The 21,594-nt window shown below is 37.2% G+C and carries 20 protein-coding genes; 10 read left to right on the top strand and 10 right to left on the bottom strand.

What is annotated here, in order from left to right:
- Positions 1 to 10: 10 nt before the first annotated feature.
- Complete coding sequence (locus FLJC2902T_RS02320) at positions 11 to 544, top strand: hypothetical protein (RefSeq protein WP_023578178.1); 534 nt, start codon at positions 11 to 13, stop codon at positions 542 to 544.
- Between the two features lie 61 nt (positions 545 to 605).
- Here FLJC2902T_RS02320 and FLJC2902T_RS02315 read toward each other — a convergent pair whose 3' ends face one another.
- Genes FLJC2902T_RS02315 through gmd form a run of 5 tightly spaced genes read right to left on the bottom strand, consistent with a single transcriptional unit; the run spans position 606 to position 5,876 of the window.
- Positions 606 to 1,379, bottom strand: a complete 774-nt coding sequence (locus tag FLJC2902T_RS02315) for a glycosyltransferase family 2 protein (protein ID WP_051364220.1) — start codon at positions 1,377 to 1,379, stop codon at positions 606 to 608.
- Entirely contained in the window at positions 1,376 to 2,701 is a 1,326-nt protein-coding gene (locus tag FLJC2902T_RS02310) for a lipopolysaccharide biosynthesis protein (protein ID WP_035676747.1), read from the bottom strand. Before FLJC2902T_RS02310 ends, FLJC2902T_RS02315 begins: the two co-directional genes overlap by 4 nt.
- The gene (locus FLJC2902T_RS02305; RefSeq protein ID WP_035676744.1) at positions 2,701 to 3,861 is read right to left on the bottom strand and encodes a DegT/DnrJ/EryC1/StrS family aminotransferase; all 1,161 of its coding nucleotides are present in this window, start codon (positions 3,859 to 3,861) and stop codon (positions 2,701 to 2,703) included. Before FLJC2902T_RS02305 ends, FLJC2902T_RS02310 begins: the two co-directional genes overlap by 1 nt.
- The gene (locus FLJC2902T_RS02300; RefSeq protein ID WP_035676743.1) at positions 3,854 to 4,780 is read right to left on the bottom strand and encodes a GDP-L-fucose synthase family protein; all 927 of its coding nucleotides are present in this window, start codon (positions 4,778 to 4,780) and stop codon (positions 3,854 to 3,856) included. The genes FLJC2902T_RS02305 and FLJC2902T_RS02300 overlap by 8 nt, the downstream gene beginning before the upstream one ends.
- A gap of 10 nt (positions 4,781 to 4,790) precedes the next feature.
- Positions 4,791 to 5,876 carry a GDP-mannose 4,6-dehydratase gene (gene gmd / locus FLJC2902T_RS02295; RefSeq protein WP_035676741.1) on the bottom strand — a complete coding sequence of 362 codons (1,086 nt, stop codon included), beginning with the start codon at positions 5,874 to 5,876 and terminating at the stop codon, positions 4,791 to 4,793.
- 369 nt (positions 5,877 to 6,245) lie between these two features.
- On the opposite strand from gmd, the gene FLJC2902T_RS02290 reads away from it, so the two are divergent.
- The 7 genes from FLJC2902T_RS02290 to FLJC2902T_RS02260 all read left to right on the top strand — a co-directional run bounded on the left by FLJC2902T_RS02290 (position 6,246) and on the right by FLJC2902T_RS02260 (position 13,877).
- Positions 6,246 to 7,220, top strand: coding sequence for an O-antigen ligase family protein (locus FLJC2902T_RS02290; protein WP_162147671.1), 975 nt, complete (start codon positions 6,246 to 6,248; stop codon positions 7,218 to 7,220).
- A complete protein-coding gene (locus tag FLJC2902T_RS02285) occupies positions 7,217 to 8,380 on the top strand; it encodes a glycosyltransferase family 4 protein (RefSeq protein WP_023578172.1) in 1,164 nt (387 codons plus the stop codon). Before FLJC2902T_RS02290 ends, FLJC2902T_RS02285 begins: the two co-directional genes overlap by 4 nt.
- Positions 8,381 to 8,413: 33 nt before the next feature.
- Positions 8,414 to 9,508: a DUF1972 domain-containing protein gene (locus tag FLJC2902T_RS02280; RefSeq protein ID WP_023578171.1), complete on the top strand. Its 1,095-nt coding sequence runs from the start codon at positions 8,414 to 8,416 to the stop codon at positions 9,506 to 9,508.
- A 187-nt stretch (positions 9,509 to 9,695) separates the two neighbouring features.
- On the top strand, positions 9,696 to 10,778 hold the full coding sequence (locus FLJC2902T_RS02275; protein ID WP_162147670.1) for an O-antigen ligase family protein: 1,083 nt from the start codon (positions 9,696 to 9,698) through the stop codon (positions 10,776 to 10,778).
- Positions 10,779 to 10,788: 10 nt separating this feature from the next.
- Positions 10,789 to 11,772 carry a UDP-glucuronic acid decarboxylase family protein gene (locus tag FLJC2902T_RS02270; protein WP_023578170.1) on the top strand — a complete coding sequence of 328 codons (984 nt, stop codon included), beginning with the start codon at positions 10,789 to 10,791 and terminating at the stop codon, positions 11,770 to 11,772.
- A complete protein-coding gene (locus tag FLJC2902T_RS02265) occupies positions 11,773 to 13,125 on the top strand; it encodes an undecaprenyl-phosphate glucose phosphotransferase (RefSeq protein ID WP_023578169.1) in 1,353 nt (450 codons plus the stop codon).
- Entirely contained in the window at positions 13,125 to 13,877 is a 753-nt protein-coding gene (locus tag FLJC2902T_RS02260; protein ID WP_035676729.1) for a glycosyltransferase family 2 protein, read from the top strand. Before FLJC2902T_RS02265 ends, FLJC2902T_RS02260 begins: the two co-directional genes overlap by 1 nt.
- On the opposite strand, the gene FLJC2902T_RS02255 is transcribed toward FLJC2902T_RS02260, so the two are convergent.
- A complete protein-coding gene (locus tag FLJC2902T_RS02255; protein WP_035676727.1) occupies positions 13,874 to 15,184 on the bottom strand; it encodes a phenylacetate--CoA ligase family protein in 1,311 nt (436 codons plus the stop codon). The genes FLJC2902T_RS02260 and FLJC2902T_RS02255 overlap by 4 nt on opposite strands.
- A 115-nt stretch (positions 15,185 to 15,299) precedes the next feature.
- Between FLJC2902T_RS02255 and purD the strand changes: the two genes are divergently transcribed.
- Entirely contained in the window at positions 15,300 to 16,571 is a 1,272-nt protein-coding gene (purD, locus tag FLJC2902T_RS02250) for a phosphoribosylamine--glycine ligase (RefSeq protein ID WP_035676725.1), read from the top strand.
- A gap of 232 nt (positions 16,572 to 16,803) precedes the next feature.
- Here the strand turns inward: purD and FLJC2902T_RS02245 are convergent, their stop codons facing one another.
- From FLJC2902T_RS02245 to FLJC2902T_RS02235, 3 genes are all read right to left on the bottom strand, one after another.
- The gene (locus FLJC2902T_RS02245; RefSeq protein ID WP_023578165.1) at positions 16,804 to 17,706 is read right to left on the bottom strand and encodes a porin family protein; all 903 of its coding nucleotides are present in this window, start codon (positions 17,704 to 17,706) and stop codon (positions 16,804 to 16,806) included.
- A 464-nt stretch (positions 17,707 to 18,170) separates the two neighbouring features.
- Positions 18,171 to 19,430, bottom strand: coding sequence for a BamA/TamA family outer membrane protein (locus tag FLJC2902T_RS02240; protein WP_023578164.1), 1,260 nt, complete (start codon positions 19,428 to 19,430; stop codon positions 18,171 to 18,173).
- Positions 19,431 to 19,623: 193 nt separating this feature from the next.
- The gene (locus tag FLJC2902T_RS02235; RefSeq protein WP_023578163.1) at positions 19,624 to 19,854 is read right to left on the bottom strand and encodes a DUF6341 family protein; all 231 of its coding nucleotides are present in this window, start codon (positions 19,852 to 19,854) and stop codon (positions 19,624 to 19,626) included.
- Between the two features lie 120 nt (positions 19,855 to 19,974).
- Here FLJC2902T_RS02235 and FLJC2902T_RS02230 point away from each other — a divergent pair, with 120 nt between their 5' ends.
- Positions 19,975 to 20,904 (top strand): DUF6427 family protein, encoded by a 930-nt coding sequence (locus tag FLJC2902T_RS02230; protein WP_023578162.1) that lies wholly within the window; start codon positions 19,975 to 19,977, stop codon positions 20,902 to 20,904.
- Here FLJC2902T_RS02230 and upp read toward each other — a convergent pair.
- On the bottom strand, positions 20,899 to 21,552 hold the full coding sequence (gene upp / locus FLJC2902T_RS02225; RefSeq protein WP_023578161.1) for a uracil phosphoribosyltransferase: 654 nt from the start codon (positions 21,550 to 21,552) through the stop codon (positions 20,899 to 20,901). The two genes, FLJC2902T_RS02230 and upp, sit on opposite strands and share 6 nt — an antisense overlap.
- Positions 21,553 to 21,594: the final 42 nt, after the last annotated feature.

The following is a 21,594-nucleotide window of genomic DNA, read 5'->3' as shown; positions in this document are numbered from 1 at the left end:
AAAACTTAGAATGAAAAAATTTATTTTATCAGGATTATTGACAAGTGTTTTATTCATTTCCTGTAAGGATGATAAGGCAGCATCAAGTGAGTCAAGTGTTAAAGATGAGGAAAAACCTTTTACAGTGACTGTTAATGCCGTTGTAAAACAAGATGACATATTCCAGTTTTTCTACAATGAGGATGGTTCAGATTCTTTTGCGCCAGAAAATTCAATAACAGTTAACGTGAAGGGGAATCAAAATCCACAGGATATTGTGTTCAGTTTTCCAAAAGATGCAGCACCATATGCACTTCGCTTTGATTTAGGAGGTAATGAAAAACAAGAAGATGTTAAAATAAACAAGTTTGAAGTGAACTACCTGAAAAAATCAATTGTAGTTAAGGATACATTGTTCAGATATTATTTCTACGCAAATGAACATATTAAATATGATGTTAAAACGGCAATTGCTAAGCCTTCTCCAACCGGAGATATTCCATATGATCCGATTTTTATGCCTACAGCAGATTTAAAAAAGGAATTAACAAAAATCTATCAATAATAATTTGTTTGTAAAAATAGAAGTACTAAACAGGTTAGATAAATTAAATAAAAAAAGGAGCTTATTTAGCTCCTTTTTTTATTTTACCGCCATAACATTTCAAGAACGTAATGTAATGATTGAGATAAATGGTAAGTTTTGAATCGTAGTTATATTTCAACCGAACCTTAAGTGCCTCCTTCAACGCTTTGTTGATCTGGTTGCTCACCCCGTTATTTTCCATGGTTGCGGTAACCTCCTTAAAATAGTAAGGTTTGATATAGTCCTTTCCGCGAATATAAAAATCCAAGTCACTCACAATTCTGTACTCCAGCGAAAAAGGACCGATTTCCTGAAACAGCTCCCTTTTGTGAAAAGAACCCACTTGTGCGATATTCATGTTTTTCAACATGTTTTTCCATTGGTATGCTTTTCCCATGGTTCGCATTACGTTTCCGTTTTCATCGACCACATGAACTTGCGAAGAGATATAATTCTCATTATTTTGAAGCTGCGAAATTTTTTCGAAATAGGTAATTAATGCATCAGGGAAGTAGCAATCGTCAGAACCCAAAAAACTAATCCATTTTCCATCAGCCATGGCGACTCCTTTATTCCAGGCGTCATAAATCCCTTTATCTTTTTCCGATATGAATTTAAAGGTGATGTTTTTTGCTGCAAATTCAGGTTCAAAGGATTTAATGATGGTTACTGTTTTATCGGTTGAATTGCCGTCAACTATAATGTACTCAAAGTCGCTAAAATTTTGAATCAACAGCGATTCAATGGTTTTTTTTATGGTCCGTTCGCTATTATAGCTGGCTGTAATTACAGAAAAGAAAGGGGCAGTATTCATTTGGCATGTTTGTTTAATACAATCGACGATTCTACTCTAAAGAATAGGGCCCAAAGTAACATAAAAATAAATAACTGCAAAAATATTCCATTTAAACCATACCCGTTTTTTAATAAATAGACGGTTAAGGGAATCTTTATCAGGGCTGTCACGCCCATTACTATTATCTGACTTTTCAGTTTATTTATCCCATTGAAAAAATTGGCATAAAAAGTAAAATATACCCTTGATAATATTGCCAGTGTCATCAGGAACAAAACAGACATTCCTATAGAATCGCTAATGCCTTTTCCAATCCAAAACTGTAAAATATATTTGGCAATCACCGTAAAGAATAACAGGGCAATTGTGATTAACAAAAAGATCCGTTCGAATTTTTTAAAAATATCCCTAAACCATTCAAAATCTTTTTCATGAAATTTTTGAGAAAAAAAGGGCCAAAAGGACGCTAACCCGGAAGTAATCACTAATAGAGGGAGTTGATACAGTTTGTTGATGACGTCAAAAATTGAAACCTCCTCCGGGCTGCTATAGGATGCAATAAAGTATGGATCGGAAAAAAAGATAACAACCATGAAAGTTTGAATAATCATAAACTGCATGCCGTTTTTGAAAATATCTTTCGAGATAACCTTGTTTATGGGGGCAAACACCGAAAGGGCATAGCTTTTTTTCCGGAAAAAAGAATAAAAATAAAAACCGTTAATTAACGTTGCGCTCAAACCATTCGCTACAGAAATCAGCACCAATCTCAATGGAAGGGAAAGGTGGTCTAATGCAAAATAAAAAATGCAGACGATAAGCAAGAACAGGATTTGCGTTATTGTAGCCGACAGTTCTGCAATTTTCGGATTGAGTATCCCTATGAAAAGTGATTTGTTTATGGATAAGACAAAATTCAAACAGAAGAAAATGCCATTAATCAGGAATAAAAACTGAGTAAATTCAGAATCGAGCTTAATGTTGAATATTGAAGTAAGATTCAATGAATAAATTAAAACACTACCCAATAACAATAACAAAATCGAAATTATTAGGGTGAGTTTAACCGATTCTGAAATATAACCATTGATTTTTTCAAAATCTTTTTTCGTCAGCAATTCGGGTATTTTTGATTTTAAAACATTGGAAACACCAAAATCAAAATACAACCCCCATTGCGAAAAACTGAAAACAAGGACCCATATCCCGTACCCGCTTTCACCCAAATACCGCACCAGCAATGAAATTGAAATGAACATACAAAAACCGGTCAGCCCTTTTAATAAAGCACTCTGTGTTGCTTGGCTGGACAGTTTTTGTATGCAATAATTCCAAAACATTAAGATAAAACTTTATACAAGTGATGAATTTCTTCGGTTAAGTCTATTTGATGGTTTCCGACAAAAAATCCGTGGCTGTCTAGGTACTTTGCATTTTTCATGTCACCAAAAATTTCATGGTCAAAATATCCCAACACTTCATTTTTTGTAAAATTTCCGGTCACAATCGGGCGGCAGTCAATATGGTTTTCATCCAATAGTTTTACGACCTCTTCTCTTTTTAAATCAGAGTCGGGTTTGATGATTAAACTGAATCCAAACCAGCTGCTGTTGTCGATGTTTTTCTGAATGTAAAAGTCTTTGTGATTTTCGAATAACGAAACGAATAATTCGGCATTTTTTCTTCGCTGCTCGATAAAAGACGGTAATTTTTTTAACTGCTCAACGCCAATAGCACCACTCATTTCTACCGGTCGGACATTATAGCCAGGAAGAAGAAATCGAAAAGATTCTTCGAACCAATTATCACTCTTATTTGAAATTTTATTTTCCTTTGGCAAATGGCGTGTCCATCCGTGGGCTCTTAAGCAAATCATGACATGGAACAGTTCCTCGTCATCCGTACAGATAAGTCCCCCTTCCATAGTGGCCATGTGGTGCGAGAAGAATGTCGAGTAGGTGCCTGCCAGTCCAAAGGTTCCGGTTTGTTTTTTCTTATATTCGGCCCCCATCGATTCACAGTTGTCTTCCATTAAAATGATGTCGCGATTGCCTATAATTTTACTAATGGCATCAAAGTCATTTGGGTTTCCTAAAAGATTTACAGCCAAAATCATTTTTGTACTATCTGAAACAGCATTTTGCAACTGATTCAAATCAAAATTTAAGGTATGCAAATCAACATCAACGAATTTTAATTTTAATCCGTATTGGTATAAGGGGAAATAGGTGGTTGACCATGAAACCGCCGGAACGATTACTTCGTCACCACGTTTTAATTTTGGGTTCTTGGTATAAAACATGGCGGCAACAGCAATCAGGTTTGCGGAAGAACCGGAATTAACCATCACACAATATTTAGAACCGGCAAATCGTGCGAAATCTTCTTCGAACTGTTTCACACTTTCTCCCATGGTGTACATGTCTTTTGCAATTACGCTGTTGATTGCGTTTATTTCTTTCTCATCCCACGTTGAGGATGCCAATGGATACTTAATCATTTGATTTTTGATTTTTATAGTAGGCTATTGTTTTTTTTATTCCGTCTTCCAAGGAAGTTGTGTGCTTCCAGCCAAATTCTCGCAGCTTGGTGTCGTCGATTAGTTTTTGTCTCATGCCTACAGGTTTTGACAAGTCATGAACGAATGTTCCTTTAAAATCCAGGACTTTGGCGATGACTTCATAATATTCGTTTATGGTATAGTCATGACCTAACCCAACATTAATGTTTTGAGGCAGGTCTTCAAATTTATCAAGAGCGAAGAAAACAAAATCAGCCAGGTCACCGGCATACATGAATTCCCTCCTGGATAGGCCATCTCCCCATATGTCTATGCTGGTATGATGATTTTTTTTGGCATCATAAATCTTCTTGACAGCTGAAGGAATCATGTGTGAATGCTTGGGAGAAAACTTATCATGCCTTCCGTATAAATTACACGGGATGACGGTTTTGTACTTGTACTCGGGATTTTCTCTGGAAATATATTCGCAAAGTCGGGTCGACACTATTTTAGCCAAAGCGTAACCTTCATTGGTGGGTTCCAGTTCGCCTTTTAAAATTAAATCTTCCTGTAAAGGGTTTTGAGCGTTTCGGGGATACATACAGGAACTTGCCAAATTCATAAAATATTTAACGCCGTTATTTCTGGCCGCTAAAATTATATTTCGGCCCATATCAAGATTGTCAACGAGAAAGTCAACAGGTCGCTCGATATTGGCTTGTATGCCACCGACCAATCCCGCTGAATGTATAACGATTTCGGGCTGGTGTATTTTTATGTAATTTTCAACCTCATGATAATTTTTAAGATTGAGTTCTTTGCTTGTAGGTGAAAAAATGGTATGAAAGGAGGCTTTTAGATGTTCTAAAATGTTTTTTCCCACCATTCCATTGCCTCCGGTTAACAGAATCTTCATAACCTGCAAATTATTCGTAACGAAGAAGAGAATCCCTGTCTTTGAAACGGGAGACATAATTTAAATCATGACTCATCATTATTTTAACCAATTCTTCAATGGAAGTTTTACTTGGGTTCCAACCTAATTTCGTTCGGGCGTTGGTCGGATCGCCAAGTAAGCTTTCAACTTCTGCCGGGCGATAGTAATTAGGGTCAATTTCAATGATTACTTTTCCGGTAGCTTTGCAGATACCTTTTTCATTTTCATTTTCGCCTTGCCATTCGATTTCAATCCCGGCTTCTTTAAAGGCCAGTTCACAGAAGTACCTTACAGAGTATTGTTTCCCGGTAGCAATAACGTAGTCTTCCGGTGTTTCTTGCTGTAGCATTAACCACATGCATTCCACATAATCTTTGGCGTATCCCCAGTCGCGTTTGGCGTTTAGGTTCCCCAAATATAATTTTTCCTGTAAACCATGTTTGATTCTGGAAGCCGAAAGTGTAATTTTTCTGGTTACGAAAGTTTCTCCCCTGCGTTCTGATTCATGGTTAAAAAGAATTCCGTTAACAGCAAACATATCATAGGATTCACGATAGTTTTTGGTTATCCAATATGCATATATTTTTGCAACTCCATACGGAGAACGCGGATAGAAAGGAGTCGTTTCTTTTTGAGGCACTTCCTGCACTTTTCCATATAATTCCGAAGTAGATGCCTGGTAAATACGGGTTTTAGTTGTTAAATCACAAATTCTTATGGCTTCTAACAATCGTAAAGTTCCGACAGCATCTGTTTCGGCAGTATATTCCGGCATATCAAAAGATACTTTTACATGAGACTGAGCCGCTAAATTATAAATTTCATCAGGACGTATTTGTTGTATTAGACGGATCAAATTGGTTGAATCCGTCATATCACCATAATGTAGGTTTATTTTTTTGTTTTTATGAAGATCACGAATCAGTGAGTCAATATATAAATGTTCAATTCTTGCTGTGTTAAAGGTAGAACTCCTTCTTATTATGCCGTGTACTTCATATCCTTTATCAAGTAAAAATTCTGCAAGATAAGAACCATCCTGACCATTTATACCTGTAATTAATGCTTTCTTCATTCGAACTTAAATTAAGAAAACAAATATAGGTTTTATTCATAAAAATTTGTTTTAATTTTTATGAATTGAAGTATATTTGAAAATATTTTGAAAGTTTTGAAATTAAGGGCAGTTGTAACTTTATCGTTGTTAGTTTTTTTGCTGTTTTGTGAAAGGTATTTGCCTTCTTACAAAATCAATTTTTTAATCCAGTTTCTGACATTACTTTTTGTAATTCTTACCTCCAAAAATTTCTTAAGTACAAATTTTGTAAAGGTTATAATGCCGTTAGCGGCTGTTTTTCTTCTCGGATTTTTAGGAATGTTTTTTTTTGAATGGAAAACAGATTCAACACTAAAAGATGTAACATATTTCACAAAACCCATTATAGTGGTGGTTTTGAGTTATTTTTTGGTAAAAAAAGTAAATGATTTTAGTCTTTTTTTAAAGACAGTTGTTTTGGTCGGGTTTTCAATGGCCTTAATTCATATTTCCGGTATTTTTCTGTTTGGTAAGTCAAACACAAGCATAAATGATCTTAGAGGAAGTTTTGGTCTAGATAATTTTATAGAGATTGTTTCTTTTTACATCGTTCTTTTTTACAGGAAAACATATAAGTCATCACTAGTGAAAAATTTGTTTTTTGAAACAATTATAGGTGTGGTTTTATTGATTTCTATTTACCTCTATTTTTCGCGAACGATGTTAGTGTCTTTGATTTTGATTGGACTTTCTGTGTTTGGATATACAAAAGTAACTAAAAACAAATTGGTGTTTTTAGGGGCTTTTCTTGTTTTTTTAAGTCTTTTATATGCTTATTTGTTTTCTGTGAAAATTGACAGAAACGGTAAAGGAATTGAGGCTTTTCTTTATAAAGTGAAAATAGCCCCGGAAGAGATTTTTAAAACTAAAATTGACAGGGAAAACCATAAGGATCTTTGGGATCACTGGAGAGGATATGAGGCCAAAAGAGCTTTCTCACTAATGGATAGCAGACCTATTAGCTATATGATCGGAAATGGTTTTGGTTCTTTGGTTGATCTGAAATTTACCGCGCCTCTAGATGAAAAAGGAATGCGTTACATTTCAAGATTACACAATGGTTACGTTTTTGTTTTTTATAAAACCGGAGTTATCGGCTTGTTTTTTTACTTGTATTTTATTTTTCTGTTGATTAGAAAAACAAACAAAGAAGGGATTTCAAGTTACATGTCAAATAGGTTTACTGGAAGCATTGGGCTTTTCTTTCTTTTCACATCATTAATAATTAGTGGGATTTACATCCCCCTGGATTTAATGCTGTTTCTTCTGGGTGGATTTTTAAGTTTTACCAATAGGGAACAGGTAATAGTTAAAGCCATATGAAAAAAATATTAATCGTTCATCAATCTTCGGAATTATATGGTTCAGACAAAACCCTGCTTTTGTTTTTAAAATATTTGAATAAAGAACAGTTTTACCCTGTTGTAATCCTGCCAACTGAAGGCCCTTTGTTGACTGAACTTCAAAAGTTAAATCTCGACGTGTATGTGATGCCAGTAATAAAACTGCACCGTAAGATGTTTGTTTTTAAAAATTTGTTTTTAACAGTGATACAAACGGTCAGAAGCATAAAGCAACTTAAAAAACTTGACGGGAAATACAAGTTCGATTTGGTTTATTCTAATACTCTAGCTGTTTTACTGGGGTATTTATATGCAAGATTTAGCGGGAAGAAGCATCTTTGGCATGTACATGAAATAATCAGGTCTCCAAAAATAGTAACATCATTGTTTTTGTTACTGTTAAAAAGCAAGGCAAATCATTTTACCATTTACAACTCTTTTGCTACAGCGAATTACTGGGAAGACCATTTTCCTCTTCCAAAAAGAGAAAATTATTCTGTTGTCCATAATGGGGTAGAATCAGATAAATTAGACCAACACTCATCTTTAAGCAAAGAAATTAGGAAGGACTTTTTTGATGTGAATGATGAAATTGTAATTGGGTTAGTCGGGAGAATAAACAAATGGAAAGGACAAGAATTATTGTTGAATGTGTTTAATTCACTATTAAATAAGCATAACGGTATTCGTCTGGTGTTTGTGGGTTCTCCACCCCCTAAATTAGAAGTGTATTTAGAGGATTTAAAAAATAAAATTAGTGCTTTAAAAAGAGAAGAGTTCGTCAAGATAATACCTTTTAGGGATAAAATTGGCGAAATTTGGAAAGCTATTGATATTGCCGTAGTCCCTTCAACGGAACCTGAACCATTCGGATTAGTGGCTGTAGAAGCTATGTTCGCAAAAAAACCCGTAGTGGCATCCAATCACGGTGGTTTAACAGAAATAGTAGAAAATGGAGAATCAGGTTTTTTAGTCGAACCTAATAATGTTGAAGAATTTGTGGAAGCAATTGAAAAATTAATTTTGAATAAAAATTTAAGAATACAAATGGGTGAGCGTGGTCATCAAAGAGCAGAAAAGATGTTTTCCGTCAAATCTTACGTCGATTCAATTCAAGAAGTTTTGTTACGTCAAATTTGATATTCAGTTTTTTATCTACAGAAATTTACAGTAATGAAAATAGCCATACTTGGAACCCGTGGCGTTCCAAACTATTACGGAGGATTTGAGCAGTTTGCCGAGTTTTTTTCAGTCTATCTGGCCCAAAAAGGGCATGAGGTTTTCGTTTACAATTCCCACAATCATCCATATCAGGAAAAAACATTTCAAGGGGTAAATATTCTTCATCAATACGATCCCGAGTTTAAGATAGGTACTGCAGGTCAGTTCATTTACGACCTGAACTGTATTCTGGATTCCCGTAAGAGAAATTTCGACATCATTCTGCAACTCGGTTACACCAGTAGTTCGGTTTGGCATTTTCTGTTACCCAAAAAACCTCTGATTATTACCAACATGGATGGGCTGGAGTGGAAAAGAACCAAATATTCCAAACCGGTGCAGAAAGTATTGTTGTTTGCCGAGAAATTGGCCGTAAAGAGCAGCGATTACCTGATTGCCGATTCCTTAGGAATAAAAAAATATCTATTAGAGAAATACGCAAAAGATTCCACTTATATCGCTTATGGCGCCCATGTTTTCGAAAATCCGGACGAACAAATCCTCGCAGCGTATGAGGTGGAAAAACATAATTTTAATATGATACTGGCACGTCTGGAACCGGAAAACAACATCGAAACCATTCTTGACGGTATCGCTCTGAGTGATGATACAACCCCAATGCTGGTCATCGGCAACCATCAGACAAAATTCGGAAATTACCTTAAGGAAAAATTTCAGTCTTATCCCAATATCCGGTTTATCGGAGCCGTTTACAATCTGGAGCATCTGAATAATTTAAGATGGTATTCCAATCTTTATTTTCACGGGCATTCGGTAGGAGGAACCAACCCTTCTTTGTTGGAGGCTATGGCATCCAAGGCTTTAATCATCGCGCATGATAACGATTTTAACAAAGCCATTCTTAAAGAAAATGCCTATTATTTTTCGAATTCCGAAGATGTTAAAAAATTAACACTTCAAACCAAAAAAAATGATAACTTGCACCTTATTCAGAATAACTTTGCTGCGATAGCAAGCGAATTCAATTGGGACAAGATAAATGGCGAATACTTACAATTATTTCAATCAAGCATATCAGAAAATTAATGGATTAATAAAAGAAAACAGTGTCTTTACCTACCTTTTAGCAGCAATATTAATTGCAATACCATTAAAGTATGCCTTTAGCAGTATAGCCACTATTCTTTTTGTTGCTGTTGCTTTTTCTTCTTTTTTTAAAATTAAATTTTCATTTAATAAGTGCTTAATTTTTCCGGTTGTATTTTATGTCCTTATGGTACTCTCATTGATTTGGACCAAGGATGTCGATTTAACCTCAGGAGGATTACAAAAAGAACTTGCTTTTTTATTCGTGCCAATACCCTTTTTGTTTGTTGGTGAACTTAAAAGAATCTCAAAGCATGAAATTTTAAGGTTGTTCAGTTTCAGCATGGCTTTTTATGCAGTTTTCTATTTTCTGAAGGCAGCAATCCAATATTTTTCCACTGGCGATATATCTGTTTTTTTCTACCATGAATTGGTTAGCCAGGATCTCAATGCCATTTATGTGTCTGTTTTTGCTTCTTTGGGGATATTTTATTTTGTTTCCCAAAAAAAGAAATCATTGTACGATAATGCAGCATTGTTTGTTTTAGTGATTTTGGTATTCCTGTTGTCTTCCAAAAGCATTATTACGATCGATTTTATTCTGATTGTCTGTTACTATTCTTTCTTTTCAACGATACCCAATACTGTAAGAATAACTACCGTTGTAGCGGTATCTTCATTTCTGTTTTTTTCATTAGTTTTTGTGAAGGAAGTCAAAGAACGGTTTCTGCTGGAATATGAAACAGCCTTTGTGGATAATACGGTTAATAATAAAATAGGGAATGACAGCGCCAAAATTTACAATGTCAGTTTAAAACAGGCCTGGTACAATGAAAAATTCCAGCCTAACCATTTTTTTCCGGGAACCGCACTCCGGGTCTATCAGTTCAGAATTTTTAAGGAGATGCTCAATACCGACAGTATCTTCTTTACCGGCTACGGATTGGAAGCTTCGCAGGATAAGATTAGGGAAAAAGTTTCCGAAAACAATCTCTATTCGGGATATGGTGATTTTAATTTCCATAATCAATATGCGCAGACTTTCGCCGAATTGGGAATTTTTGGATTTTTGATATTGATCGCAATGCTTTTTCTAAACCTGAAAAATGCATGGAGACACAAAGATTTTCCTCATATTGCTTTTGCAATAACAATGATAATCCTATTTTTGACAGAATCCTTTTTTTGCCGACAAAGAGGAATTCTTTTTTTCATCACACTCTATTGTATATTTAATTCCGTAGTGAAGTCTGAAGAAAAAAAACTATAAATTTAAAATCATGAAAAGAATACTAATTACAGGTGCCGCCGGATTTTTAGGCTCGCATCTGTGTGACCGTTTTATAGCAGAAGGTTACCATGTTATAGGCATGGACAACCTGATTACAGGAGATTTGAAAAACATCGAGCACTTATTTAAATTGGAGCATTTTGAGTTTTATCACCATGATATCACCAAGTTTGTCCATGTACCGGGTAAGTTAGACTACATTTTGCATTTTGCTTCTCCGGCTTCCCCTATCGATTATTTGAAAATTCCTATCCAAACACTGAAAGTAGGTTCTTTGGGAACACATAATCTTCTAGGATTGGCCAGAGTTAAAAAAGCACGAATTCTTATCGCGTCTACGTCAGAAGTATACGGTGATCCGTTGATCCACCCACAAACCGAAGAATACTACGGAAATGTAAACACCATCGGACCGCGAGGTGTTTATGACGAAGCCAAACGTTTTCAGGAATCCATCACCATGGCCTATCATACCTTCCACGGCGTTGAAACCAGAATCGTTCGTATATTCAATACTTACGGACCACGAATGCGACTGAACGACGGCCGTGTTATTCCTGCTTTTATTGGTCAGGCACTTCGCGGCGAAGATTTAACCATTTTCGGTGACGGTTCTCAAACGCGTTCGTTCTGTTATGTGGATGATCAGGTAGAGGGTATCTTCCGTCTGCTGCATTCCGATTACCATTTGCCGGTAAATATTGGGAATCCGGACGAGATTACCATAAAGGATTTCGCAGAAGAAATTATAAAATTAACAGGGACCAATCAAAAAGTGGTGTACCATCCTTTGCCGGTTAATGACCCGATGCAACGCCAGCCAGACACCACCAAAGCCAGAGAAATTTTGGGTTGGGAAGCAAAAGTATCCCGTTCGGAAGGAATGAAAATTACGTATGAGTATTTCAAATCTTTGTCACCGGAAGAACTGGCTAAGGAAGAGCATAAAGATTTTTCTAAATATATTTTCTAAGTGGGAAAACATACAGGAAGATATTCGGGTTATCTGAGACCATTTTCGTATTTGCTGGACTTAATTATCATTAATGTTTTAGCATCTATTTTGTTACTGGACTCACTTAATGTTGTCTATTACCATCTGTTTGTTTCTGTTTCATGGATAATAATTGCATGGAACGTAGGTTTTTATGAAGTCTATCGTTTTACAAAAGTATTGGAGATATTAAGCAAAATCTTAAACCAGTATGTCTTGTTTGTTATACTGAATTTTGCTTATTTAGGGTATTTTTTAAAGTTTTCGGAGCCTTCCCAAATCATGAAATTTGTTACGTTGGCAATCGTTCTGATCTCGCTGGTTAAACTTTTCATTTTCTATTTTTTAAGGCGTTTCAGAGCCGTTTTCGGAGGGAATTTCAGAAGGGTTGTAATTGTTGGTGAAGGGAAAAATGTGATGGAACTGACCGACTTCTTCAATGAAAATCCGGATTACGGTTATAATCTCGTCTCCCATTTCAATCTGAGGGGAAATAAAGAGGAACAGATCAAATCCTGTTTTTCATTTGTTTTGGATAACAAAATAGACGAGATCTATTGTTCGCTTTCGGATATAGAGAACGAGCAATTAAACAGGTTTATCGACTTTACAGACAATAATCTGAAGGTGCTGAAATTTCTGCCCGACGATGATGAAGTATTGTCGAGGAATATGAAGTTCGATTATTACGGCTATATACCGGTGGCTTCGTTAAGGGACATTCCTTTGGATAAAACGGTGAACATGATTGTGAAAAGAGGATTCGATATCATATTTTCATTGATAGTTATTATTGGAGTGTTGTCTTGGTTGACCCCAATTTTAGCTTATCTTATAAAAAAAGAATCGAAGGGACCGGTTTTTTTCAAACAAAGAAGAAACGGCTTGGATTATCACGAGTTCGACTGCTATAAGTTCCGCTCCATGAGGCCCAACGAAATAGCCGATCTGGAACAGGTTTCCAAAAACGATCCAAGAATTACCAATATCGGGAGGTTTATCCGTAAAACCAGTATTGATGAATTACCGCAATTTTTTAATGTTTTGTTAGGCGATATGTCTGTAGTGGGACCAAGACCCCACATGGTAAGCCATACGGAGATGTATGCAAAAAGCGTGGATAAATTCATGGTGCGCCATTTTGTTAAACCCGGAATTACAGGTTTAGCCCAAACCAACGGCTACAGAGGGGAAGTGGAAAACGACAAGGATATCATCAATCGCGTGAAATACGACATTTTCTATCTTGAAAACTGGTCTTTGCTGCTCGATCTGAAAATCATTTTCATGACCGTGTTTAACGCAATCAAAGGCGAAGAAAAAGCATATTAATGAACGAATTGGTTTCCATAGTTACACCTACTTTTAATTCTGCAAAATTTATTGCTGAAACCGTTCGGTCTGTCCAAAATCAAACGTATCAGAATTGGGAAATGATTATCGTTGATGACGGATCTTCCGATGACACGGCAGCTGTTGTGAACGGACTCGCTTCAGAAGAACAGCGGATTAAATTTTTTCCGTCAGCCACGAATGCAGGTCCCGCCAAAGCCAGAAATAAAGGCATTGAAAACGCATCGGGTTCGTATATGACCTTTCTTGATGCCGACGATGTCTGGTATCCGGATTTTATCGAAAACAGTATCGCCGCCATAAAGGAGACAGGGGTTCATTTTGTGTTTTCGTCGTACCGCCGTTCCAATGAAAATATGGAATTTGTCTATTCTGATTTTATCGTACCTGAAAAGGTAACCTATACGGATATATTAAAATCCAATTCCATCAGTTGCCTTACCGCTTTTTTAGACATTAAAACTTTAGGAAAGAAAACCATGCCCGAAATCCGAAAACGTCAGGATATGGGATTATGGCTGAAATACCTGAAAGAAATTCCTTTTGCACACGGTATTCAGGAACCCAAAGCCATTTATCGTATTCGTGAAAACTCCTTATCCCGAAACAAGAAAAATCTGATCCGATACCAATGGCAGTTCTACCGTGAAGTGGAGCAGTTAAATATCCTTCAGTCGGGATATTACATGCTGCATTGGATGTATCGTGGGTTTATGAAATACAGAAACTAAAGTTCAGACTGAAATTGTTTCAGCTTCCCCCTAAGGGTTCTTTCAAGAGTTTTTTTCCGATTGTAAGCAAAACGCAATCCCGGTTCCAGATATTGGTCAATCGCCTGTTGAATCCCTTTTATCTGTTCCGGAGTCAGTTCTTTTTCGGAAACATAATCGATTTCAAACGTATCGATTTTCGTCTGACGGATGATAAATTCCTTTACGTTACCATCGTCTTCGATAATGCTCTTGGTTACGTAGTAAAAGGTTAATCCCGGCGATTTCTTGCCGCTGGGCAAAAGGGCCACGTCATTTGTTCTTCCGATCAGTTTTTTCAGAATCGGTTTTTTCGGAGTACTTCTTTCGTCCAAAATTCCAACGTCTCCGATATCATAACGGATAAAAGGATGTGCTTTGTTGTACAGCGAAGTGATGACAATCCGACCTTCCTGTCCGTTGGGAACCGGCCGATTGTTTTCGTCTAAAATTTCTAAAAATAAGGTTTCCGAATTCACCTGCCATTCGCCCTTCGGATTCTGAAAAGCAATCAGATCCAGTTCAGAAGCCCCGTATTCATTTACAATCGGAATGCCGAATTGCATTTCCATCAGTAGTTTATCCTCCTCAAAAAGCATCTCCGAAGTGACCATGCATACTTTTAATGTCGGACAAATGTCTTTGAGATGAATGTTTTTTTTCTGCAGAAATTTAGCAAAAAGCACAATCGAACTTGTATAACCGTTGATGTAATCGAATTTTTTGCTTCGGAAATGCTTCAGTACTTTCTCAAGAAAAACATCGGATAAATCAAAAATAGGAAAACGGTAACGCTGTCCCAAAAAGTCTTTCAGGCGTTCTTTCCGGTAGCCGATAAAATCCAGCGGAATCCCATAAAACCGTGCCTGATAGGATTTGTTGAAGTCGATTCCGTACCAACCGAAACGGTGAATAATCGAGGCCCAGGTAAGGGCATGTGCTTCCTTGTCTTTTGCAAAAACAAAAGGGTCACCACTGGAACCGGACGTTTTATTAACGAAAACCGATTTCGGGGCATACCCTTCGGAAAGCCGTTCCGCCAAGGGTTGCTGCAAATCCTTTTTGGTCAGAACGGGTAAATCTTCCCAGTTTTGGAAAACATTTTTCCCGACAAGTTCCTGATAAAAAGCATTGTTTTTTAAATGGAAATCGGTTATTTGTTTCCGCTGTCTTTCAATGTACTGCTGATAGTCTTCTTCCGGAATGGCAAGAATTCTATCAAAAGCGGTATGGGCTTCCTTCATCGGGAAACCGCTCATTTTTAAGGAAAAATCAAATAATCGAAACACGTATCGGGTAAATTTCTCCAAAAATAATAAAACCCATCGCCATAAACTATCGCCATAAACTTTTTTTTCCGTTCAAAACCGACTATTTTTGCAGGCAAATCAACAACACAACAACATGACTATTTTATTGTTAGGTTCAGGCGGAAGAGAACACGCTTTGGCTTGGAAAATGCTTCAGAGTTCTCATTGTTCGAAATTATTTGTAGCGCCCGGAAATGCCGGGACTGCTTCAATAGCGACAAATGTTGCCATCAATCCCAATGATTTTGCAGCGGTTAAAAATCTGGTGCTTGCCGAAAACATCGGAATGGTGGTCGTAGGTCCGGAAGATCCCTTGGTGAACGGTGTGTATGATTTCTTTAAAAACGATGCTGATCTGAAAAATATTCCCGTAATCGGTCCTTCAAAACACGGAGCACAATTGGAAGGAAGTAAAGAATTTGCCAAGGAGTTTTTGGTGAAACACAACATCCCGACAGCGGCTTACGACAGTTTTACGAAAGACACCGTTGAAAAAGGCTGTGAATTCCTAACGACGTTGCAACCACCGTATGTGTTGAAAGCTGACGGATTGGCGGCCGGTAAAGGTGTTCTGATTTTAAACGATTTAGCTGAGGCACAACAGGAATTGCGAAATATGTTGGTGGATGCGAAATTTGGAGATGCTTCTTCCAAAGTGGTTATCGAGGAATTTCTGGACGGAATTGAATTGAGTTGTTTCGTTTTAACCGACGGGAAAAACTATAAAATATTGCCAACAGCTAAAGATTATAAGCGAATTGGAGAAGGAGATACCGGTTTGAACACGGGCGGAATGGGAGCGGTTTCCCCGGTTCCGTTTGCGGATGCCGAATTCATGCAGAAAATTGAAGAGCGTGTGGTGAAACCTACGATTGCTGGTCTTCAGAAAGATAATATTGAGTACAAAGGGTTTGTATTTATCGGATTGATTAAAGTAGGTAACGATCCTTTCGTAATTGAATACAATGTACGAATGGGTGACCCGGAAACCGAAGTGGTTATGCCACGTCTGAAATCGGATTTGGTGGAAATTTTCCAGGCGATTGCCAATCAGACATTAGATACAGTGGATTTTGAAATCGATGAGAGAAGCGCAACTACCATTATGGTTGTTTCCGGTGGTTATCCTGAAGACTATCAAAAAGGGAAAGTAATTTCCGGTTTGGATAACGTTGATGGTTCCATTGCTTTTCATGCCGGAACGGCTTTAAAGGACGGTCAGGTTGTTAGTAACGGTGGCCGTGTAATTGCGGTAACTTCGTATGGTGATAACTTTAAGGAAGCGATTGCAAAATCCTATGAGAACATCGCAAAAATTCAATTTGACGGTATGTATTACAGAAAAGATATCGGGTTTGATTTATAGATTTCTACTGAGCATCTAATATATAACTGATAGCTATATTAAAAGCCGCCTCAAAACAAAATTTTGAGGCGGCTTTTTATTTCGTTTAGTCGCCGATTCCTTTATTTCAAATCACCAAAACACATTTCAATCATGACCGTTTTTCCTGGAAGACGTCGTAATTATTCTTTAGTTGCGTATTTGTAGCTATCAGGAACATTATTGGAGGGCATCAATTTCTCCGGTTTTTTCATTATCTCCATTTTTTATTGCCCAGAGAATAACTGGCATATAGCATCACGCCGCTATGCCCCCAATCCACATCGTAACTTACATTATCAGTATCAAAATTTACATTTAAATCCAAACCGGAATAACCAAGTGACAAATCGAGTTTTTTCCAAACTCTGTAAACCGCTGACACGTTGTAGCCGAAAGTTCTTCCGTCGAAAATGTCAACCTTTAACTGAAAGTAGTTTATTTCTCCTCTCAACGCAAACCTGTCGGTAAAAGCGTATCCGCCCCACACCCCAAAATCAACCAGCGGTGCAACTGCATCATAGGTTTTGTTCTTTTCAAAATCGGCATTTTCTCCTTCAACCTTTATTCCGATTTTTGTGGTAATCGTATGGGTTCCTACCAGTAATCCAACCTCATATTTTGGTTTGCTCAAAATGGCATATCCATAGGAAAAACGGAAAAAATCAGTTTCAATAGTAGTATTTAGATTGGTATTTATAGCATAGGTTTCATCGCCAATTGTAATATCCCTGTCCAGGGTTCTGCTGTTTTTTCTTCGTGAATTGAAATAATTAAGATTAAAACGGGAACGACTGGAAGACCTCCATTCAAAATCAGCATAAAACGTTTCATTGGTCTTGTCTATTCCTAAATCCCTCTCGAAATCAAGATCAGTTCCTTGATTAGAAGAGCCTTGAATCGTTACATTGGTTTTGTTGATCATTTCGTAAAAACCTGCCGATATCCTATATCGTTCCACATACCAGGGCACATCCCGAAGATTACTGTCTCCAACTGTATCCTTAGCGACAGGGATTACTTCTGTAGTTTTTGTTATTTCTTCTGTTTGTGCATGCAAAACACTGCCAAGCAGTAGCATCAATGGAACCGATACTTTTGGTATAAATTTTCTCATAGCTAAAAAATTGATTTAGTTGAAAAGAGTGATTTGAAAAAAGAAAACACGGTACTCAAATTTACGAAAACATTTGTTAATATTCTATGTGATTTTTTTGGTAATCATGGCTTTATAACGAAGATTTCTAGCAAGTTATCCTATATTTTTTTCATTTATGATAAATGTCAAAATAGTATACGGCAATGGCAGAATTTTTTCAATTATGATATACTTGTTTCCCTCTTTAGTGTCCAAGCCGTCTTTTAATCTGTCTATAGCACATATGGGAGTTCATTTTCATATAAACGTTGAGAATAAGATTCTAAGCATTAAACTTCATCAGGTTAGGACTTCCCAGTTTATTTTTTGTTTAGGGATAGTATTAGTCTACTGTGCCATTTTGTTAATTTTAATTAAAACAACAAAGTAGATTTTCAAATTATAAAAGGAGTCAATAGTTTTAAAATCAATATTTTGCGTCCTTAAAAAGTTTCTCCGGCGTTCAGGTAAAATGCTTTTGAATCCCGGCCCCAGGCATAATTAAGAATGATGTTGGTCCTGGTGGGTTTGTCGATTAAAAAGCGGAGCCCAATACCGGCAGCCGGTTGGATATACTGAAACAGTTTGACATCGGTATCATCATTACTGGCCGTGGTGAAGTTGGCAAAGACGGTTCCGCTGATCAGCTGATTGCAGGTAATGGGAAACCGGTATTCCGTTTCAAAATACACCAGGTCAAATCCGCGAAACAGACCCTGAGTATATCCTTTTCCGCCCCTACTGCGCTGATCCCATCCGATAGCCGGTAAATTGAGATATGGCAGATCGCCTTGTATCAGGAATTGTCCATAAGTCCAAAAACCCAGCACATGTTGTTTGTTGGTAGGACTTAACGGGATAAAATGGCGGTACTCGCCGAAAAGGATCTGACTTTTTCGCTGTCTGTCGTTCAGACTTGGATTGAATCGATAATTAAAGTTCGCAAACCAGCCATTGTTTGGATTTATCTGATTGTCCCGCGAGTCGTGAACCATGTTAAAGCTCAAACCATTCACAACATATTCCAGATTGTCAAAGCCGTGCAGTTGGCTATAATTATAGTGTTCGGTATATTGTCCTTCTTCGACTTTCAGGTTCTTATCTTCTATAGAAGTATAGATGTCAATTGCAACACCACCCCCCATGTAATAATTTTTTTCAAATTCCCAGGAGATCGTTTGGTGAAACTTAAAATAGTCATAATCCATGGGTTCGGTAATAGCGTCCAGACTGAATCCATCGTCGGAACTGTTGGGTGGAATAATATCGGTGCCCAAACCATAATTGGATTGTGTGAAAATGTAATAACGCCAATCACCACTCAGGAATATGGAATTGTTTTTCAGCAAAACGTTGTTTTTAACGTTTATCATCAATTGTTTTTTCGTGGTATAGGTCACATTCAGGCTTACGGTAGAATATTTGTCTTTTGGCTGATCGCCTTTAAAGGTATATTGCGCCACGGCACCATACATGAATCCCGTTGCCGGTTGGGAACCGATTATCGGCATGACAATTAAAAAACTGTTTTTGATGGGTTTGAGAATGGTAGTGGAATCCTTTTTTTTAAAAAGGTCCGGTATGGCAACTATCTTACACGGACTGATCGAATCCGCTTGTGTCTGAGCCGAAACAGTGCCGCAGAACAGCAGCATCACTACACCATAAAGAATCGGAATGGATTTGTTTCTTAAAATCTGCATCGTGTTTCTGCTTTAAATTATTTCGGTCTATATAAAATTAAACAGAAACATCCTATAAAGTTTCCACGGAACCGATTTTATCGATGAACCGCTTTTTTTTAACGAGCATTTTAAAAACCGAAACAATTTTTTATTTCCCTTTTTGGAAACAGATAAAAAAAATCCCGATGAGAATCGGGATTTTATAAAATTCTTATTTTAAGAAAGAATGTGCCGTAGTATCCTGCTCATCTTCTCCTTTGTCCTTGAACATTTTCAGTTCTTTTGTCCAGTACCATGTAGCATAACAGCAGATAACGATAAAAATCCAATTTAAAATATTTGCTGTCCACCAGTTAGATAATTCTAATTCTCTCATCCAATTCATAGGAGCAAAAAGAATTTCTTCGAATAAATAGGCTATTCCTTCAAAAAAAGCTTTCATAGTGTTTTGTTTTAGTTTATTTCGAACTCACAAGCAAAGAAAATAAAACTTCTCCTGTCTTGTTAGTCTCTTTTTTATACAAGTGTTATCTTTACCGTCACAAAAATATAAAATATCTGCATGATAGCAAGTCTTTTTAATAAATCTCGACCAATTAATTATGTTTTAATCAGTTTATTGCTGATTGGATTTTACTTTTTGTACCTGACCAAGGACTTTTCATGGACCGAACAGTATTACACGGTCGCTCAAAAAACAGGATTGTTATTTGTGCTGATTGCCTCTTTGTTTTTGGTTCGGTTCATCACCAAACGAAACGGATTGAGTAAAGACAACAGTTATGCGCCTTTTTTGTTTGTTATTTTTCTGATTCTTTTCCCCACGACATTAGTCAATACGAATATCATTCTGGCCAATCTGTTTTTACTGTTGGCTTTGCGCCGATTGATTTCCATGCAGTCGTTAATTACCCCGAAAGAAAAGATTTTCGACGCGTCCTTTTGGATTTTAGTGGCCTCGCTGTTCCATTTCTGGTGTATCTTGTTTCTTGTTTTGGTTTTCATTTCGATCATTTTCCACGTATCCAGAGATTACCGCAACTGGATAATTCCGTTTATAGCCTTTTTTGCCGTATTGGTTTTATTTGTGATGGCGGTTCTCCTTTTCGATCACGATCTGTTAGCTTATGTGGCCGATAAGATGCAAATCAGTTTTGATTTCACCTATTTTGAAAACGTGTTTCAGAACATAGCGCTGGCTTTTTTCTCTTCGGTAGCTGTTTTGTTCTTCTCCACTCAGGTTTTGGTGTTGCAGAACCGACCGTTGAACATGCAGTCATCGTATAAAAAAATACTTTTTACCTTTCTGTTTGGGGTGGCGGTATATGTGTTGTCGTCATCTAAAAACAACAGCTTTCTGATATTTACCTTTTTTCCGTTATCGGTTCTCGGAACCAATTTTCTGGAAGGACTGGATAATAAATGGGTAAAGGAAAGTGTGTTGGGCGGATTGGTTTTGGCGGCGTTTATTATCTTTTTTGCACAATTATAATTTATTCCCGTAAGCCAAATCTCCCGCGTCGCCCAATCCGGGAACGATGTAGTTGTGTTCGTTAAGTTTTTCATCCAAAGCGGCTACCCACAAATGACAATTTGATGGCAGGTTTTCTTCCAGAAACGCAATGCCTTCCGGTGCGGCGATAACCACGGCAATGTGAATTTCCTTCGGCTTCTGTTCCAAATGAAGTTTATGAAGTACCGCGACTAAGGATTGCCCGGTGGCCAACATCGGATCAACCAAAATCAGGTTCTTTCCTTCAAACGAGGGTGCAGCCTGATATTCCACCAGAATTTCAAATTTGTCGTCGTTGTCGTAATGGTGTCGGTAGGCCGAAACAAATCCGTTTTCCGCATCATCGAAAAAGTTCATAAACCCCTGATGTAATGCTAGGCCAGCTCTTAAAATGGAACACAAAACCACCGGTTCCGCAATCGTTGTGGTGTGTTTTATTCCTAGCGGAGTCTGTACGGCTACATTTTTGTATTCCAGAGTTTTGCTTAGTTCATACGCCATTATTTCTCCGATACGTTCGATATTTTTTCGAAAACGCATGCTGTCTTTCTGAATCGTAATGTCACGAAGCTGGGATAAAAAGTGATTCAGAATGCTGTTTTTTTCGGAGATATAATGAATGTGCATAATTTTTATTTAAAGTTTGAAGCTCAAAGTTAAAGGTTAAAA

Origin of the sequence: Flavobacterium limnosediminis JC2902, assembly GCF_000498535.1 — a bacterium.
GTDB lineage: Bacteria > Bacteroidota > Bacteroidia > Flavobacteriales > Flavobacteriaceae > Flavobacterium > Flavobacterium limnosediminis.
This window is presented reverse-complemented; position numbering and strand designations above follow the sequence as displayed.

What these genes read in the sequence shown, in the direction of transcription:
- FLJC2902T_RS02240 (WP_023578164.1), bottom strand. Translation starts at nt 19,430, where the DNA reads ATGCAGATTTTAAGAAACAAATCCATTCCGATTCTTTATGGTGTAGTG.
- FLJC2902T_RS02230 (WP_023578162.1), top strand. Translation starts at nt 19,975, where the DNA reads ATGATAGCAAGTCTTTTTAATAAATCTCGACCAATTAATTATGTTTTA.
- FLJC2902T_RS02245 (WP_023578165.1), bottom strand. Translation starts at nt 17,706, where the DNA reads ATGAGAAAATTTATACCAAAAGTATCGGTTCCATTGATGCTACTGCTT.
- FLJC2902T_RS02285 (WP_023578172.1), top strand. Translation starts at nt 7,217, where the DNA reads ATGAAAAAAATATTAATCGTTCATCAATCTTCGGAATTATATGGTTCA.
- FLJC2902T_RS02280 (WP_023578171.1), top strand. Translation starts at nt 8,414, where the DNA reads ATGAAAATAGCCATACTTGGAACCCGTGGCGTTCCAAACTATTACGGA.
- FLJC2902T_RS02275 (WP_162147670.1), top strand. Translation starts at nt 9,696, where the DNA reads ATGGTACTCTCATTGATTTGGACCAAGGATGTCGATTTAACCTCAGGA.
- FLJC2902T_RS02270 (WP_023578170.1), top strand. Translation starts at nt 10,789, where the DNA reads ATGAAAAGAATACTAATTACAGGTGCCGCCGGATTTTTAGGCTCGCAT.
- FLJC2902T_RS02300 (WP_035676743.1), bottom strand. Translation starts at nt 4,780, where the DNA reads ATGAAGATTCTGTTAACCGGAGGCAATGGAATGGTGGGAAAAAACATT.
- gmd (WP_035676741.1), bottom strand. Translation starts at nt 5,876, where the DNA reads ATGAAGAAAGCATTAATTACAGGTATAAATGGTCAGGATGGTTCTTAT.
- purD (WP_035676725.1), top strand. Translation starts at nt 15,300, where the DNA reads ATGACTATTTTATTGTTAGGTTCAGGCGGAAGAGAACACGCTTTGGCT.
- FLJC2902T_RS02260 (WP_035676729.1), top strand. Translation starts at nt 13,125, where the DNA reads ATGAACGAATTGGTTTCCATAGTTACACCTACTTTTAATTCTGCAAAA.
- upp (WP_023578161.1), bottom strand. Translation starts at nt 21,552, where the DNA reads ATGCACATTCATTATATCTCCGAAAAAAACAGCATTCTGAATCACTTT.
- FLJC2902T_RS02235 (WP_023578163.1), bottom strand. Translation starts at nt 19,854, where the DNA reads ATGAAAGCTTTTTTTGAAGGAATAGCCTATTTATTCGAAGAAATTCTT.
- FLJC2902T_RS02315 (WP_051364220.1), bottom strand. Translation starts at nt 1,379, where the DNA reads ATGAATACTGCCCCTTTCTTTTCTGTAATTACAGCCAGCTATAATAGC.
- FLJC2902T_RS02305 (WP_035676744.1), bottom strand. Translation starts at nt 3,861, where the DNA reads ATGATTAAGTATCCATTGGCATCCTCAACGTGGGATGAGAAAGAAATA.
- FLJC2902T_RS02310 (WP_035676747.1), bottom strand. Translation starts at nt 2,701, where the DNA reads ATGTTTTGGAATTATTGCATACAAAAACTGTCCAGCCAAGCAACACAG.
- FLJC2902T_RS02320 (WP_023578178.1), top strand. Translation starts at nt 11, where the DNA reads ATGAAAAAATTTATTTTATCAGGATTATTGACAAGTGTTTTATTCATT.